The 17,159-nt window shown below is 52.5% G+C and carries 18 protein-coding genes; all 18 read left to right on the top strand.

What is annotated here, in order from left to right; genetic code table 11:
- Positions 1-146: 146 nt before the first annotated feature.
- Positions 147-914, top strand: coding sequence for a phosphate ABC transporter ATP-binding protein PstB (gene pstB, locus GCD22_RS10035; RefSeq protein WP_024893499.1), 768 nt, complete (start codon positions 147-149; stop codon positions 912-914).
- Between the two features lie 12 nt (positions 915-926).
- The gene (gene phoU, locus GCD22_RS10030; protein WP_010638778.1) at positions 927-1,640 is read left to right on the top strand and encodes a phosphate signaling complex protein PhoU; all 714 of its coding nucleotides are present in this window, start codon (positions 927-929) and stop codon (positions 1,638-1,640) included.
- Between the two features lie 2 nt (positions 1,641-1,642).
- A complete protein-coding gene (locus tag GCD22_RS10025) occupies positions 1,643-3,154 on the top strand; it encodes a Ppx/GppA phosphatase family protein (RefSeq protein WP_024893498.1) in 1,512 nt (503 codons plus the stop codon).
- A gap of 33 nt (positions 3,155-3,187) precedes the next feature.
- Positions 3,188-3,787, top strand: a complete 600-nt coding sequence (locus GCD22_RS10020; RefSeq protein ID WP_010638782.1) for a DedA family protein — start codon at positions 3,188-3,190, stop codon at positions 3,785-3,787.
- Positions 3,788-3,978: 191 nt separating this feature from the next.
- Positions 3,979-4,731: a 30S ribosomal protein S2 gene (gene rpsB, locus GCD22_RS10015; protein ID WP_010638784.1), complete on the top strand. Its 753-nt coding sequence runs from the start codon at positions 3,979-3,981 to the stop codon at positions 4,729-4,731.
- Between the two features lie 29 nt (positions 4,732-4,760).
- Positions 4,761-5,639 carry a translation elongation factor Ts gene (tsf, locus tag GCD22_RS10010; RefSeq protein WP_031572118.1) on the top strand — a complete coding sequence of 293 codons (879 nt, stop codon included), beginning with the start codon at positions 4,761-4,763 and terminating at the stop codon, positions 5,637-5,639.
- Positions 5,640-6,365, top strand: coding sequence for a UMP kinase (pyrH, locus tag GCD22_RS10005; RefSeq protein WP_010638788.1), 726 nt, complete (start codon positions 5,640-5,642; stop codon positions 6,363-6,365).
- Entirely contained in the window at positions 6,362-6,922 is a 561-nt protein-coding gene (frr, locus tag GCD22_RS10000) for a ribosome recycling factor (protein ID WP_031572117.1), read from the top strand. Before pyrH ends, frr begins: the two co-directional genes overlap by 4 nt.
- Positions 6,923-6,927: 5 nt before the next feature.
- Positions 6,928-7,692 (top strand): polyprenyl diphosphate synthase, encoded by a 765-nt coding sequence (uppS, locus tag GCD22_RS09995; protein ID WP_080707799.1) that lies wholly within the window; start codon positions 6,928-6,930, stop codon positions 7,690-7,692.
- Positions 7,674-8,492 (top strand): phosphatidate cytidylyltransferase, encoded by an 819-nt coding sequence (locus GCD22_RS09990; RefSeq protein ID WP_031572115.1) that lies wholly within the window; start codon positions 7,674-7,676, stop codon positions 8,490-8,492. The genes uppS and GCD22_RS09990 overlap by 19 nt, the downstream gene beginning before the upstream one ends.
- On the top strand, positions 8,489-9,667 hold the full coding sequence (gene ispC / locus GCD22_RS09985; RefSeq protein ID WP_024893493.1) for a 1-deoxy-D-xylulose-5-phosphate reductoisomerase: 1,179 nt from the start codon (positions 8,489-8,491) through the stop codon (positions 9,665-9,667). Before GCD22_RS09990 ends, ispC begins: the two co-directional genes overlap by 4 nt.
- A 12-nt stretch (positions 9,668-9,679) precedes the next feature.
- Positions 9,680-11,035, top strand: a complete 1,356-nt coding sequence (gene rseP, locus GCD22_RS09980; RefSeq protein ID WP_031572114.1) for an RIP metalloprotease RseP — start codon at positions 9,680-9,682, stop codon at positions 11,033-11,035.
- Positions 11,032-13,368: an outer membrane protein assembly factor BamA gene (gene bamA / locus GCD22_RS09975; protein WP_010638802.1), complete on the top strand. Its 2,337-nt coding sequence runs from the start codon at positions 11,032-11,034 to the stop codon at positions 13,366-13,368. Before rseP ends, bamA begins: the two co-directional genes overlap by 4 nt.
- An 18-nt stretch (positions 13,369-13,386) precedes the next feature.
- Entirely contained in the window at positions 13,387-13,917 is a 531-nt protein-coding gene (locus tag GCD22_RS09970) for an OmpH/Skp family outer membrane protein (protein ID WP_024893491.1), read from the top strand.
- Entirely contained in the window at positions 13,917-14,981 is a 1,065-nt protein-coding gene (gene lpxD / locus GCD22_RS09965) for a UDP-3-O-(3-hydroxymyristoyl)glucosamine N-acyltransferase (RefSeq protein WP_024893490.1), read from the top strand. The genes GCD22_RS09970 and lpxD overlap by 1 nt, the downstream gene beginning before the upstream one ends.
- A complete protein-coding gene (fabZ, locus tag GCD22_RS09960) occupies positions 14,971-15,420 on the top strand; it encodes a 3-hydroxyacyl-ACP dehydratase FabZ (RefSeq protein ID WP_024893489.1) in 450 nt (149 codons plus the stop codon). Before lpxD ends, fabZ begins: the two co-directional genes overlap by 11 nt.
- Positions 15,417-16,199, top strand: a complete 783-nt coding sequence (gene lpxA, locus GCD22_RS09955; protein WP_024893488.1) for an acyl-ACP--UDP-N-acetylglucosamine O-acyltransferase — start codon at positions 15,417-15,419, stop codon at positions 16,197-16,199. Before fabZ ends, lpxA begins: the two co-directional genes overlap by 4 nt.
- A complete protein-coding gene (locus GCD22_RS09950; protein WP_024893487.1) occupies positions 16,196-17,137 on the top strand; it encodes a Gfo/Idh/MocA family protein in 942 nt (313 codons plus the stop codon). Before lpxA ends, GCD22_RS09950 begins: the two co-directional genes overlap by 4 nt.
- The last annotated feature ends 22 nt before the right edge of the window (positions 17,138-17,159 follow it).

Genomic DNA, 17,159 nt, shown 5'->3' with positions numbered 1-17,159 from the left:
GTGCTGCCGAAAATATTTAAGTTTGCCATGAGGCCTTATCATGAGTGGCAAAATCTTGCCCCGGCGGGTGCGTTAATGGCGACCCTAGCCGTGTTGGTTTTGAGCCTTGGATCACGTTTTCTTATTAAAGACAGGAGCCCGCGTTAATGTCGGAACTTCATAATACCAAAATTGCTGTTCGCCACCTGGATTTTTACTATGGCAGCAATAAATCCCTCAAGGATATCAATCTGGAGATGCCGGAGAAACAGGTCACCGCGTTTATCGGCCCTTCGGGTTGTGGCAAGTCGACCTTGCTACGGGTATTTAACCGCATGTATTCACTTTATCCCGGGCAACGCGCTACCGGTGAGGTGTTGCTGGATGGCGAAAATATTCTTTCCCCCAATATGGACGTCAATATGTTGCGTGCCAAAATTGGCATGGTGTTTCAAAAGCCGACGCCTTTCCCGATGTCGATATACGATAATATCGCCTTTGGCATCAAGCTCTATGAAAAACTTCGCAAGGTGGAAATGGATGAGCGCGTGGAAGAAGCCCTGCGTCAGGCCGCTCTCTGGGATGAGGTCAAAGATAAACTCAAGACCAGTGGTTTGGGTCTTTCCGGAGGACAACAGCAACGTTTGTGTATTGCCCGCGCCGTTGCGGTAAAACCCGAAGTGATTTTGCTGGACGAACCGACTTCTGCTCTCGACCCGATAGCTACCCTGAAAATTGAGGAACTGGTCAGCGAATTGCGCAATCAGTTCACCATTCTCATTGTGACCCACAATATGCAACAGGCCGCGCGCGTGTCTGATTACACCGCCTTTATGTATATTGGTGAAATGGTAGAATTTGGTCAGACCAACCAATTATTTACCAATCCGGCCAAGAAGCAGACGGAAGATTACATCACGGGTCGTTATGGTTAAGGAGAACTGAACATGGATAAAGATCAGCATATTTCCCAGCGCTTCAATGATGATTTGAACGAAGTTCATGAGCTGGTTCTGGCGATGGGTGGGGTGGTTGAAGAACAAATCAGCAATGCCATTCGCGCGCTGCAGACTGGTGACAATGACCTGGCCCGCGAAGTGGTAGCCCGGGATCATGAAGTCAATGGTTATGAAGTACGGATTGAAGAGGAATGTATCAATATCCTCGCAATGCGCCAGCCGGCGGCCTCGGACTTACGTCTGGTCATGACGCTCATCAAAAGTATTGCCGATCTCGAGCGCATGGGTGACAAGGCCAGCAAGATTGCGGATATGGTGTTGGCCATGGGGCATGGGACGCGTAATTCCAACCCGGCCTTTTTACGTGATGTGGGCGTCATGGCAGACTATGCGCTGAATATGCTGCGGCGCGCCATGGATGCCCTGGCTCGGGCAGACGCTGAACAGGCCATTGCCATTGCCAAGGGGGACGAGATTCTCAATCAGGAGTACCGGTCTGCGCTGCGTCGTCTGATTACCTACATGATGGAAGATCCACGCACCATCACTCCAGCCATTGATGCCCTGTTTATTGCTAAAGCCATAGAGCGTATTGGCGACCATGCCCGCAATATTTGTGAGTATGTGATTTATCTTGCCAAGGGCAAAAATGTCCGGCATCTTCCCCTGGATCAGGTAGAGCAAAGCCTTCAGGGGAAATAATCATGTCGGAACCCGTGACCACTGCAGTATTGGAAAATTATTTGGCAGCAGTGGATCTCGGTTCCAATTCTTTTCATATGGTAGTGGCGGAAGAGCTGGGTTCAGAAATTCGCTTGCTCGACCGCCTGCGAGAAGGCGTGCGTCTTGCCGAAGGTTTGCGCGAGGATGCCACTCTGGATCCGGCCGTCGAGAAGCGCGCACTGGATTGTCTGGCACGTTTTGGTCAGCGCCTTCGTGGTATTCGTCCCGAGCGGGTCCGCATTATTGGTACCAACACGTTGCGCCAGGCTAGTGCCGCCGAGGGGTTTGTGCAGGCTATTGAATCCACTCTGGGTTTTCCTCTGGAAATTGTTGCCGGTCGGGAAGAAGCGCGACTGGTCTATCTGGGGGTCGCCCACAGCCTGGCGGTAGATGCGGATGAACGCCGCCTGGTGATTGATATTGGGGGTGGCAGTACCGAACTTATTGTGGGTCAGGGATTTGTACCGAATAATCGTGAGAGCCTTCACTTTGGATGCGTAGGTTCCAGCCGCGCCTTTTTCCCGGATGATCTGATCACCACTGAGTCCTGCGAACGGCTTGAAAAAAAAGTGCGCATGGCGGTAGAGCCAATGCTGGATGAATTTACCGGCCATGGCTGGGATCAGGCAGTAGGTTCTTCAGGGACAGTCAAAGCCATAAACCGGATTCTGGTCGAGAATGGTCAGGGTAGTCGTATTACCCGCAACGGGATGTACTGGTTGCGGGAGCAAATCCTGCAGTTGGGATCGGTGCGGGCCTTGTCCCGTCTGAAAGGTTTGAAGTCGGATCGTGCCGCTGTATTTGCGGGTGGATTCATGATTCTTTACGCCTTGTTCGAAGCCTTGAATATTCAGGAAATGCGTTTTTCAGAGGGGGCGTTGCGGGAAGGTGCCATTTATGACCTGCTCGGCCGGATTCACCAGGAAGATACCCGCGAACTCAGTATTCACAGTCTCCAGGAACGCTTTCACAGTCAAACCAGGCGCAATCGTGGGGTGGCAGCCTGGGCGGATCAGTTTTTTACGGCAGCGATGGCCAACTGGTCTTTGCATGGTGCTCATCGGCAATGGCTGCAGTGGGCGGCGTTAACCCATGATATTGGGCTGGATATTGCCCATTCCGGCTTTCACAAGCATGGCGAATATATCTGGCGCAATGCCGATTTGGCGGGATTTTCCCGCAGGGAGCAGGGCGTTGTGGCAGCATTGCTGCGCACCCAGCGCAAACGGCTTCCGCATCTGCAGTTCTATTCTACCTTGGGTATTGCGGCTGAAGATTTGCTCGCTGTTCAGCGTTTGGCTGTGCTACTGCGACTTGCTATTGTTTTCCATCGCGGCGCACAAATTTCGGGTACTGCACCCGCCTTGCAAGTGGAGGACAAAGTCCTGCGTCTGTCACTGCCTGATCATTACAAGGATAAAATGCCCCTGCTTTTTGCGGATCTTGAGCAGGAACAGGAAAATACGGCTCCTGATTTTCATCTCCATTGGTAAGAGGGCGTTCCCATCGAATTTCTGAATCCGTTGTTGCACTGGCTGCATCTGCAACCGGTTACTCTGAGCGTTATCAAGGAATTTCTCCGCCAGTATGGGTACTGGATACTGTTTATCGGGACCCTGCTGGAAGGTGAGGCGGTAGTCATTGTTGCCGGGGCCCTTGCCCATGCCGGCGTGCTGGATTTACCCGTGGTCATTGCCGTTTCCTGGCTGGGTAGCACGATTAATGATCAGGTTCTGTATCAGGTAGGTTCGCGCTATGGAGAACGGATTCTCGACTGGCTTCCCAATTTTCTCAAGCGCCATGTTGCTCAGGCAGAGGGATTGATTAGGCGCTTCGGCGATTGGGTGACGCTGCTGTTTCGCTTTATTTATGGGACCCGAACCATTACCCCGATACTCCTGGGTGTGCATCATTATCCACCCCGGCGCTATCTAGTCATGAATCCACTGGCTGCTGCTGTCTGGGCCGGCGTCATCGCCGGTATCGGTTATGTTCTCGGGGCTTCATTGCAAGGCCTGCTGAATGGTGTACGTCAAGTGCAAATCATTTTGTTGCTGCTGCTGTTTGTGGGTGCTTTGCTTTACTGGTTTTGGCATCGCGGGAATAAATCCAAAACCGGTACTTAGCACGACTGCTTGCAGCCGACCTGGCCCCAGTGCGCGTTCCAGTCTTGCTCTAGTGGGGTAACCTGTGGTAAAACGCGCTGGGCTTTGCCCTAATACGCACACGTAGCCTGAGAGGATTTCCGGGTGTCCGCAAGGATGGAATTCTCGGCCGCGTGGTGGATCTTAACCCTATGAAAACTGGAGAAATCTCTATGAGCAGCAATGTAAGCATGCGTGCCCTGCTGGAAGCCGGCGTGCACTTTGGTCATCAAGCCCGTTACTGGCATCCCAAAATGGCCCCTTACCTGTTTGGTGAGCGCAACCGCATTCACATTATCAATCTTGAACATACTTTACCCATGCTGCGTAGCGCGCTGGCTTTTATTGAGCAGGTGTCGCGCAAACACGGTCGGGTTCTTTTTGTGGGAACCAAACGCCAGGCGCGTGAAGCTGTAGAGCAGGAAGCCCGTCGTTGTGGCGCTTTTTTTGTCAATCAACGCTGGCTTGGTGGGACCCTGACCAACTTTAAAACCATTCGTCAGTCTATTCGTCGTCTGGACGAGTTGGACCAGATGACAGCCGATGGCACTCTCGAAAAGCTGACCAAAAAAGAAGGTCTGACTCTGTCGCGTGAGCGTGACAAACTGGAGCGCAGTCTTGGTGGCATCAAGGAAATGAATGGTCTGCCCGATGCTATTTTTGTGATTGATGTGGGTCATGAAAATATTGCGGTGCTGGAAGCGCGCAAGTTGGGCATTCCGGTTATTGGTGTGGTCGATAGTAATTGTGATCCATTGCTGATTGATTATCCTATTCCGGGTAATGACGATGCTACCCGTGCTATCCGACTTTATGCTTCGCTGGTGGCCGATGCCATTTTGGCCGGTCGGCAGGGTGGTGCAGCGGATTTGCTGGATGAATTCGTCGAAGTGGACGAAGAAACCATTGAAATTGACGCCGATTAACGCATTCACCACATAACCAAGGAGTTTACATGGCTATCAGTGCACAACAGGTTAAAGAACTGCGTGAGCGCACCGGCGCTGGCATGATGGAATGCAAAACCGTTCTGACGGAAGCGGACGGAGATATGGAAGCGGCCATTGATCTGCTGCGCACCCGTGGTCTGGCCAAGGCCGACAAGAAGGCCAGCCGGGTAGCGGCGGAGGGCGTCATTGTTACTGCGCTGAGTGCAGACCAGAAGCAGGGCGTGGTGCTGGAAGTGAACTGCGAGACCGATTTTGTGGCCAAGAATGAGGATTTTCTGGCCTTGGCCAAGGATTGTGCCGGGCAGGCTCTGCAACAGGGTCTGAAACAAATAGAGGCGCTGGTGGCGGATGCGACCATTGAAGAGCGGCGCAAGACCCTGGTCAGCAAGCTGGGTGAAAACATCAGTTTGCGGCGTTTGCAGCACTTGCAGGTTAAGGAAGGCGTGGTTGGAGCCTATATACATGGCAGCCGCATCGGGGTGATAGTGGCGCTGGAAGGTCAGGCGGCTACAGAAGAACTCGGTAAGGATGTGGCCATGCATGTGGCTGCAGCCCGGCCGGAAGTGGTTCGTCCTGATCAGGTCTCTGCAGAACGTCTGGCCCGGGAAAAGGATATTCTGGTCGCCCAGGCCGCTGATAGTGGAAAGCCTGCTGATATCGTCGAAAAAATGATATCCGGCCGGCTTAACAAGCTGGTCAACGAAATTGCGCTGACCGGGCAGCCTTTTGTGAAAGATCCGGATAAAAGCGTAGGGCAGTTGGTCAAGGGCTTTCCGGGAGTGGAAGTCGTCGAATTCATCCGTTTTGAGGTGGGTGAAGGTATCGAAAAAGCACCCACGGCAGACTTCGCCAGCGAAGTAATGGCGCAAGTCCGGGGGTCCTGAATGACCGCTCCCCGGTACTCACGTGTTCTCCTGAAACTCAGTGGGGAGGCATTGATGGGGGATGGGCAGTATGGCGTCGACCGCGAGGTCGTACGCCGTATGGCTCGTGAAATCAAGGATGTGGTCTCGTCTGGTGTGCAGGTCGCCATTGTCATTGGTGGTGGCAATATTTTCCGGGGGATGGCCAAGGCAGCCGAGGGTATGGACCGTGCTACTGCTGATTATATGGGGATGCTGGCGACAGTAATGAATGCTCTTGCGGTTCAGGATGCCCTGGAGCATTTAGGCCTGCCGACGCGGGTACTTTCCGCCCTGCATATAGAGCAGGTCGCTGAACCCTATATCCGTAGGCGTGCCATTCGTCATCTGGAAAAAGGTCGGGTAGTGATTTTTGGTGCTGGCACAGGTAATCCTTTTTTTACCACGGATACAGCCGCCAGTTTGCGGGCTGTAGAAATCAATGCCGAGCTGGTTCTGAAAGGAACCAAGGTGGATGGCGTATATACGGATGATCCAGTCACTCACCCCGAGGCTATGCGTTACCGTGAACTGTCTTACAATCAGGTTCTGGAGCAGAATCTTCAGGTGATGGATGCGACAGCAATTACCCTCTGTCGTGATAATGACATGCCCATCATCGTTTTTTCCATCAACAAATCCGGCGCATTGATGCGGGTAATGCTGGGTGAAGAAGAAGGCACCTCGGTGCGTAGAGAGGTTCCATGAGTATTCAGGAAATCAAAAAAGACGCCGAAACCCGGATGAAAAAAAGCATCGAATCCCTTAAGGGGGAGTTGACGCGTCTGCGTACCGGTCGCGCCAGTGCTGGCTTGCTGGATCATGTGATGATTGATTATTACAATGCTCCCACTCCATTGGCCCAGGTGGCCTCGGTTTCCGTAGCCGATGCCCGCTCTTTGGTGGTGACACCCTGGGAAAAAAATCTGATCCCAAAAATTGATAAAGCCATTCGCGATGCCGGGCTGGGACTTAATCCGGTGGCTGGTTCGGACAATATTCGTGTACCTCTGCCGGCACTTTCAGAAGAGCGGCGCAAGGAAATGGTGAAAGTGGTCAGACAGGAAGGCGAAGGTGCCCGAGTAGCCATTCGTAATATCCGTCGTGACAGTATTTCTCAGGTCAAGGACATCCATAAGCAAAAAGTCATTTCCGAAGACGAAGAACGTCAGGCAGAAGAGGCTTTTCAGAAGCTGACTGATCGCTTTGTGGATGAAGTCGATGCCGTGGTGGAGGCCAAAGAAGCTGACCTCATGGAGGTCTGAGCAGGATGATGGCAGCATATGGATCAGGAGCGCGTTCGCTTCCGCAGCATGTCGCAGTCATTATGGATGGCAATGGCCGCTGGGCGTATCGGCAACATTTACCCCGTGTAGCCGGTCATCGACGAGGAGCGGAAGTCGTCCGGGAGATGGTTCAGTCGTGTGTAGACTTGAATATTCCCCATCTTACTCTCTTTGCGTTTAGCACTGAAAATTGGCGGCGGCCTCCTTTGGAGGTGCGTCTGCTCATGAATCTGTTCCGCTTGCTCCTGAAGCGGGAAGCCCGCAAGTTGCATGAAAACGGTGTGCGTTTACGAATTATCGGTGATCGCAGCGCGCTGGAGCGGGATATTCTTCAGCTCATTGAAGAAGCAGAAAGTCTCACCCAAAATAATACCCGTTTGCAACTCAACCTCGCAGTGAATTACGGTGGACGTTGGGATATTGCCCAGGCTACACGCGCGGCAATTGCTGCGCTTCAGTCTGCAGATTTGAATCTGCAAGAGCTCGACGAGCAGGATATTGCCCGGCATTTAAGCCTTGCCGATGGCCCCGAGCCGGATTTGTTGATTCGTACGGGTGGGGAAGAACGCATCAGTAATTTTCTGATCTGGCAACTGGCGTACACAGAATTCTATTTTACTGATACGCTCTGGCCGGATTTCGATCGCGCTTCCCTGGAACATGCACTACATTCTTTTGCACATCGGCAAAGACGTTTTGGACGTACTGGTGATCAGGTTCTGGAGGGCGATTGCTCCGTCAGCGACTGATCACCGCCGCCTTTTTGTTGCTGCTGGTTTTTGTCCTGATTTTTCAGGCTTCCTCTCCGGTTTTTCTGGTTTTTTTAATGCTGCTCGCCCTGTTTGCCGGACAGGAATGGGGTCGTCTCAGCCTGTTCTCCAGGCCATTTGCCTTACTGCTGGGGCTGGTACTGGCGGTTCTTTTGCTGTTGCCGCTCTGGTTGAATAATCTGATCGGCCCCATGTTGGCAGATATTTCGGTAGCCGCATGGTTATTATGGGCGGTGCTGATGCTTGCTGTGTCACCCAGCATGCTAGATAGAGCTTCAATTTGGCAGCGTCCGTTTACGGGTTTTATGCTTTTGCCAGCTTTTTTGCCAGCTTTCTGGTTTGCCTCGCAACTTCAGCGTCAGTCCCCCCATCAACTTTTGTGGGTGATTTTGATAATCAGCGCAGGAGATGTAGGTGCCATGACTTTTGGGAAACTATGGGGCCGGCGGCGGCTGATCCCACGGGTCAGTCCGGGCAAAACCTGGGAAGGCCTCCTGGGTGGCTTGCTTGCCAGCGCCATTGTGGGCACACTGGGCGCATGGATCTGGCTGGGGGCTCACCCTCTCGTATTATGCTCAGGGGCTTTGCTGGGAGTGGTGACAGCAATATTTGCAGTCATTGGTGACCTGGCAGAAAGTTATCTCAAACGCCGCGCAGATCGTAAGGATAGCGGTCAATTACTGCCGGGGCACGGTGGTTTGCTTGACCGTCTGGACAGTATCAGCGCGGGTATCCCGGTTTTTGTAGCCGGGATTTACTATCTGGGTTGGTGGAAATGACAAGAGGCATCTGCATACTCGGAGCCACGGGCTCCATTGGGAAAAGCACCCTGGACGTGCTTTCACGCCATTCCGATGTATTCCGGGTGGTGGCCTTAACGGGTAATTATCGTGTTGCGGAGATGCTGGCACTCTGCAAAATCCATCAACCTGAGCAGGTCGTCATGGCAGCACCCGAAGCAGCGCAAGAACTCCGGGTGCTGTTACGTGATGCCGGTCTAAAACAAATAAATGTGGAAAGTGGTCCCGAGGCATTGGCAGCCGTTGCCCGTATGGACGGTGTTGACGAGGTAATGGCCGCAATAGTCGGAGCAGCTGGTCTTTTGCCTACTCTGGCTGCGGTGGAAGCCGGCAAAAAGGTATACCTGGCCAACAAGGAATGTCTGGTGATGGCGGGCAAGCTGTTTATGGACCGGGTGCGGGCGTGTCAGGTGACCCTGCTGCCTATTGATAGTGAGCATAATGCCGTTTTCCAGTGCTTTGCCGATGGCCGAGGGGTGCGCCGCATCCTCTTGACGGCTTCTGGCGGTCCTTTCCGGACCTGGCCTTTGGAGCGTCTCGCGGGAGTGACTCCAGATCAGGCCTGTGCGCACCCTAACTGGGTGATGGGCCGGAAAATTTCTGTAGATTCTGCGACGATGATGAACAAGGGGCTCGAAGTGATTGAAGCCCATTGGTTGTTTAATCTTCCGGCAGAACAAATTGATGTACTCATCCACCCCCAAAGTATTATCCATTCCATGGTAGAGTACGTAGACGGGTCGGTGTTGGCCCAGCTGGGCAATCCGGACATGCGTACGCCCATTGCTCATGCCCTGGCTTACCCGGAGCGCATCGAAAGTGGGGTGTCCTCACTGGATCTGGCCAAGACCGCAGATTTGCAATTTGAAGTCCCTGACCTGCAACGCTTCCCTTGTCTGGCTTTGGCTTTTTCTGCCCTTAAAGCGGGTGGTGCTGCAGCTACTGTCCTCAATGCTGCCAATGAAGTAGCGGTTCAGGCTTTTCTGGACGAGGCTTTACCTTTTGCCCGGATTGCTGCTGTTGTGGAAAGTACCCTGGCCGATTTGCAACCTGCCGCACCGGATGAACTGGAAGCCGTTCTGGCGATTGATCAGCAGGCCAGAGTGATAGCTGGCAAGCATCTGCGCCGTTACGCTGAATCTGCTTTGGCCTGATTTCGGGCTACTGTGCACATACTCGAAACCATAGGCGCTTTTATTCTCGCAATTGGCATTCTGGTGCTGATTCATGAATCCGGACATTTCTGGGTCGCCAAATTCATGGGCGTGAAGGTGCTGAAATTCAGCATCGGCTTTGGTCCTGCTTTGATCAGTCGGCGCTGGGGCAAGGATCGCACCGAATATGTCATCGCTGCGTTACCTTTGGGTGGTTACGTCAAAATGCTCGGTGAACAGGCCGGTGAAGAAGTAATGCCTGAAGACCGTACCCGGACTTTTGAGCAACTGGCTCCCGGTAAACGCTTTCTCATTGCCCTGGCTGGCCCTGCTGCCAATCTCCTTTTCGCCATCATTGCTTATGCCGGAGTTGCCTGGATTGGCATTCCCGGGCTGGCTCCCATTGTTGGTCTGGTGAATGATCATTCTCTGGCCGCTCAGGCCCATTTGCAGCCGGGTCAACGCATTACCTCCCTGAACGGTCAGCAGGTATATACCTGGGAAGACATGCGTATGGGTTTGTTGTCGGCGGCCATTGCCCGGGTGCCCGCACACCTTGAGACTACCGAGCAGGGCAGGTTGTCAACACATACTCTGCCTTTGCAAAGCCTGAAGGCAGATTCGGTGGGGCCGGACTTTGTTGGTAAGATCATCGGAATGGAGCCTTACCTGCCAGCAACTGTGGGAGCGGTCGAAGCCAAAAGTCCGGCCGCTCAGGCAGGACTGGTTGCCGGTGATCGTATTACCGGCATTAATCATCATCCTGTCCCGAGCTGGGAGAGTCTGGCCCGTCACATTGAATCGCATCCAGACAAAACGATGGAGATGACTTACCGGACGGCTGCGGGGATCAGTAAAACCATTCAGATCAAACCACAAATGTTTCTCGACAAGGCGGGTAAAGCGATTGGCAGGATCGGTATTGTCATGGCGCCCCTGCCCAAGGATCTCATCGTTATACGCCAGCGGGGGCCGCTTGAGGGCTTGATCTATGGTGCGCACAGTACCTGGCAGATGTCCTGGATGACGGTGGAGATGATGGTTCGGATGGTGCAGGGTTTTGTTTCGCCGGATAATATCAGCGGGCCTATTAGCATTGCCGAATATGCGGGGCAGTCGGCTCAGGCGGGCGTGGCGCCCTTTCTGTCCTTTCTGGCTTTGGTTAGCATCAGTTTGGGGGTCCTGAATTTGCTCCCTATTCCCATACTCGATGGTGGTCATCTGGTGTTTTACGCCCTGGAAATGGTACGAGGTAAGCCGCTTTCGCCGGCGGTGGTGCAAAAAGCCCAACAGATCGGTATAGTGCTGCTTCTGATGCTGATGTCCTTCGCTTTCTACAACGATATTACGAGATTGATGACTCCGTGAAAAAATTCAGCCTGACTTCACCTTCGCCTCTGGTTCTTGCCTCGGGTATTGCCTGTTTGGCGGCCGTTTGGACGGCTCCAGCCTGGGCATTTACACCCTTCACTGTTAAAAACATAGAGATAAGAGGATTGCAGCACATTGCTCCTGGAACGGTCTATAACTACCTGCCCATCCATATCGGGGAAGAAGTAGATGACCAGAAAGCGCAGCAGGCGATTAAAGATCTGTACTCTACTGGTTTTTTCAAGGACGTAACTATCGCCCGCTCGGATGACAATTTGCTGGTGGTCGTCCAGGAACGTCCGATCATTGCCAGCATCAAGACGCACGGCATCAAGGCCTTTTCCAAAAAAGAAGTGGAAGGAACCCTGAAAGGCATCGGTCTGGTGGACCGCCATATTTTCAATCAGTCCCTGCTTGACGAGGTCGTACATGGGCTGCAGCAGCAGTATGAGGGCATGGGTTATTATAATGCGAAAATTCATGCCAAGGTGGATAAACTCCCACGTAACCGCGTAGCTATTTATCTGGATGCCAACGAGGGAGAGCAGGCTACTATCAAGCAGGTGACCATAGTCGGCAATCACGCTTTCAGTGAAAGTCGTTTGCGTGGCCTTTTCGATATTGGTGCCCCTGACGCCTTTTCATTTTTTACTAAAAATGATCGTTACTCTCAGGAAAAATTGATGAAGGGCCTGGAAGCCCTGCACAATTTCTATCTGGATCGCGGCTATCTGAATTTTGATATTGAATCCAATCAGGTACAGGTCACACCAGATCGTCGTTTTGTCTATATTACGGTCAATGTGCATGAAGGACCGGTTTATCATGTGAAGTCGGTGAATTTGACGGGGAATCTGGTGATTCCCAAGCCAGAGCTGGAAAAACTGGTTGAAATCCATCCCGGCGAAGTGTTTTCCCGGGCAAAAATCAACGACACTAACAGTGCCATTGCCAACAAGCTGGGTGATCTGGGCTATGCTTTTGCCAATACCACACCGGTGCCGACGGTAGATGAAAAAACCCGCGAGGTAGCACTGAATTTTGAAGTGGACCCAGGGCGCAAAGTATACATTCGCCGCATTGAAATTACCGGCAATGATCGCAGTCGTGACTATGTAGTCCGGCGTCAGTTCAGGCAGATGGAAGGATCTCTTTATAATGGTGCGCAGATCAGGCGTTCCAAGGAGCGGCTCCAGCAGACCGGTTTTTACGATAAAATCGATACTAAAACGGTTCCGGTTCCCGGTCATCCTGATCAGATGAATCTGGATGTGCATGTCAGTGAGCGGCCAACTGGCAGTTTTAGCCTGGGTGTGGGTTACTCCAATGCGCAGGGTATTTTGTTCAATGGTTCCATCAGCCAGAACAATTTCATGGGTACTGGAAATGCGCTGTCTTTTTCGGCCAACGTGGGCGGTTTGGGCACAGCATTCAACCTATCTTATACTGATCCTTATTTTACTCCGGATGGTATCAGTCTGGGTGTTAATCTTTATCGGAATGATACCAATCTTTCCAGCCTTGCTGTTGCGCCCTATCAGGAAATTGACTATGGCGCTACGGGTACGCTGGGCATACCCATCATGCAGTATGTCTATGACTATATGTCCTTGGGCTACAGTAATACAACTATTAATCTGACTTCAGACAGCACGCAAATTTATAATTCTTACGTAAATACTTTCGGGAATACGGCCAGCGCTGTCACTGTAGGTAATAGCCTCGTTTATGACAGCCGCAACTCGCCCATATTTCCGACCAAGGGGTTTTATGGCAGCCTGGATCTGAAAGCGGCTGTTCCTCCGGGAAAACTGAAATGGTACAAGGCCGAAGTCAAGGCTGACTATTATCATCCCATTACCTCCTGGTTAACCGGCGGGCTCAGCGGGCGATATGGTTTCATAAACGGTTATGGTGGCAAACCAGTTCCTTTCTTTAATAACTACTATTTGGGTGGCCCCACGACCTTGCCGGGTTACCAGACATATTCCCTGGGCGAACAAATTGATGGTTATCCCGTCGGAGGCACACGAGAATTATTGTTTAACGCCAGTTTGTACTTTCCGTTACCAGGTCTGGAAGATAACCATAATTTCCGGATGTCTCTGTTTGCCGCCAGCGGTTGGGTTTATGGGGTGCAGTCTTATCTCGGCGGTGCGAACAGTACGAGTTATTTCCCCAGTCTGGGTGAGATGCGGACAACAGCTGGCGTAGGCTTTCTGTGGATCAGTCCTCTCGGGCCTCTGCGTCTGTCTCTGGCAATTCCTCTGGACAAAAAGCCGGGAGACCTTACCCAACCCCTGCAGTTCACTGTGGGTAATAACTTCTGATGCCCCGGTGAGATGGGTATGATGCGTCAGTTACTTCTGGGTCTGGGTTTGTTGCTGTTTGCCGGGATAGCCTTGGCGGATCCCATGAAAATTGGCTTTGTCGATCTTGATAAAGCCCTGCGCGAGCTTCCGGAAGCGCAGGTTGGCGCGGCGAACCTCAATAAGCAGGTGGAGGCGAAGCAAAAGGAAATAGAAGCAAAGCGCCAACAGATAGATGCTTTTCAGAAATCGCTGGAAAAAGATTTTCCACATTTGAGTAATGCCCAGCGACAGGATCGCGAAGCTCAATTGCAAAGCATGATTCTCAGTCTTCAGCAATTTCAGCGCCAGGCTCAGGATACGCTCAACTATCAACGCAATCAGATCCTCAAGAATATTCAGACCCAACTGGTCAAAGTGGTCAGTCAAATTGGCCGTGCCGGGCATTATACGGTCATTCTCAATGACAAGTCGGTGTTATATGTCAGTGGTGCCATTGATTTAACCGGGCAGGTGGTGGCAGCGATGAACAGCACGATAAGTGCGGCAAAGTCCACAGGTAAAAAATAATGAGGGCAGCCAGCGCACATCGCCTTCAGGATCTGGCACAACACATTGCTGGAGAAGTACGCGGTGATGCGGAATATCTGATTACCGGCATGGCACCTCTGGATACTGCCGAGGCTGGGGATATTACTTTTTTCCAGGCGAGCAGCCTGCGCAGCTGTTTGCAGTCCAGTCAGGCTGGTGCTGTTATCCTCAGTTCTGAATTTGCTGATGATTTTTCTGGGCACTGCATTGTTGTCAAAAACCCCTATGCGGCTTTTGCTAAAACCATGCAGTACCTGTTTCCTGTGGCCCGATCTGAACCGGGTATTCATCACAGCGCTCAACTGGATCGGAATGTACAGATCCATCCTGAGGTACGCATGGATGCTTTCGTCAAGGTGGAGGCGGGGGCACAGATCGCGGCCCGAGTTTGGCTTGAGGCAGGGGTATTTGTGGGCGCTGACGTTCAGATAGGGGCGGGCACCCATGTTTATCCGGGTGCGAAAATCTACTCTGGTTGCCGCATTGGCGAACGGTGTGTTGTCCACGCGGGTGCGGTCATTGGTGCCGATGGTTTTGGGTTTGCGGAAGAAAACGGAAAATATCTGAAAATTCCCCAGATAGGCGGGGTACTGATTGGCAATGATGTGGAGATAGGTGCCAATACCTGTATTGATCGTGGTGTTCTGACCGATACGATCCTTGCCGACGGGGTCAAGATCGATAATCTGGTACAAATCGGCCATAATGTACAAATAGGCGCGCATACCGTTATTGCCGGCCAAACGGGAATAGCAGGCAGTACCCGTATTGGCAGCCATTGCCGGATTGGCGGGCAGGTTGGCATTACCGGCCATGTTGAAATAGCGGATAACTGCGTGATTGCCGGACAAAGTGCTATTACCCATTCGTTACGCAGCCCGGGGGTTTATTCGGGAGTGGTCCCTGCCCATGAAATTACGCGATGGCGGCGCATTGTTGCCCGCTTTGACGGGCTGGATACCTTATTTCGGCGGGTAAAAAATCTGGAAAAAAATTCTGCGCACCAAGCATCAACTGACGGAGAGCCATTTCATGGAGAGTGAACTGAATATTCAGGATATTATGAAGCGATTACCGCATCGCTATCCTTTTTTGCTGGTGGACCGTGTGCTGCATGTGGAAGTAGGGAAATCATTGCGTGCGATCAAAAATGTCACTATAAATGAGCCCTTTTTTCAGGGACATTTTCCGGCTATGCCCGTCATGCCAGGGGTTTTGATTATTGAAGCCCTGGCCCAGGCTGCTGCTCTACTGGCTTTTGTTTCGGAAGATAAATATGGTGAAAATGCTGCTGTGTATTTTGCCGGTATTGATAAAGCCCGCTTTCGCAAACCGGTCACTCCAGGCGATCGCCTGGAACTGCTGGCTAACGTCAGCCGGCGTCGCTCGGGAATGTGGCAAATGGAAACCCAGGCATTGGTGGATGGTCATGAGGTGGCTTCGGCCCTGTTGATGGCGACACTTCGGGAAACCGCTCCATGACTAGGGATATTCACCCTACGGCCATTGTTGATTCAGGTGCTATTGTGGGTGCCGATTGTAAAATTGGTCCTTACGCAGTGATTGGTGCTCACGTCGAGCTGGGCGCTCATTGTCAGATCGGTGCGCATGCGGTACTGGAAGGTCCGACCAGGATAGGCAGCCATAATCATATTTTTCAGTTTGCTTCAGTGGGGACAGCTCCTCAGGATCTAGGTTACCAGGGCGAACCTACGGCACTGGAAATCGGTTCGCACAATACCTTGCGGGAATTCGTGACGGTGAATCGCGGCACGGTAAAGGGGGGCGGTGTTACGCGGATTGGTAGCCATAATCTGCTCATGGCCTATTGTCATGTGGCGCATGACTGCCGCATCGGCGATCAGGTGGTGATGGCCAATGCGGCGACTCTGGCCGGACATGTCTGCATTGAAGATCATGCCATTCTGGGCGGCCTTTCTGCCGTACATCAATTTGCACGCATAGGTTCACATGCCATTTTGGGTGGGGGGACCATGGCACCTTTGGATATTCCACCTTATATGATGGCTGCCGGGAACCATGCCAGTCTTCATGGAATTAATGTGCGTGGTCTGGCTCGGCGTGGCATTTCCCGCGAGACCATTTTGCAAATCAAACGCGCTTACAGGATTTTGTTCCGTTCCGGGCAACGACTGGATGATGCTATGGAAGAGGTGCGCCAGCGCGGTCTTGATGCCCCGGAAATCGCCCATTTGCTGGACTTCATCCAGAACAGCAAGCGCGGAATTACCCGACCATGAAAAATCTCAAAACAGCCGTGATCGGTGTGGGTCATCTGGGTCGTTTTCATGCCCAGAAATATGCCAATTTGTCCGATCTGCAAGGCATTTATGACGCCAATCCCGATCGTGCTGCTGAAGTGGCCCGGGAACTGGGCTGTCGGGCTTTTGCCAGTATTCCTGAGCTGCTGGCTTCAGTAGAGGCCATATCCATAGCGACCCCAACTTCAACCCATCATGAGGTTGCTGAAGAAGCACTGCGTGCGGGAGTGCATTGCCTGGTTGAAAAGCCGTTCACGCTGGATATTCCGGAAGCAGACGCCCTGATTGCCCTGGCTCAGGAACGTCAACTGGTTCTGGCTGTGGGGCATATCAAAAGAGTGCATCCAGCCATTCGCTATTTGCGTCAGGCGGGTTATGGCGCCCCGCGTTACCTGGAGGCAGAGCGTCTGGCACCGTTCAAGCCCCGTTCTCTGGATATTGATGTCATCATGGATCTCATGATTCATGATCTTGATCTGACTTTATTGTTGACCGAGGCCGAACCTGTTGATGTGCGCGCGGTAGGCGTTGCTGCGGTGACCGACAAGGCCGACATGGCCAATGCCTGGATTACTCTCAGTAACGGTACCGTGGCGAACCTTGCGGCCTCCCGGGTGGTTCGCGAACCGGCCCGGCGCTTGCGGATTTTCTGGCAGGACCGTTACGCTTCTGTGGATTTTATCCAGAATACCCTGCACATTTACCATCGCGGAGAAGGCGCCGTGCCAGGTATTCCCGGTGTTCGGGATGAAGCCGTCAATTTGGCTAAAACCGATGCCCTGGCCGCAGAAATTGAAGATTTTCTGGGTGCGGTGCTGCGTCAATCTCCGGTATTTTGTGATGGTATGGCGGGTCGCCGGGTATTGGCGGCAGCACTGCAAGTACGCAAGGCGGTGGATGGTTTTCTTTCCCGATGAGGGATGGGCCAGACCCAGTGAA

The sequence above is a fragment of the Acidithiobacillus thiooxidans ATCC 19377 genome (assembly GCF_009662475.1).
Classification (GTDB): domain Bacteria; phylum Pseudomonadota; class Gammaproteobacteria; order Acidithiobacillales; family Acidithiobacillaceae; genus Acidithiobacillus; species Acidithiobacillus thiooxidans.
This window is presented reverse-complemented; position numbering and strand designations above follow the sequence as displayed.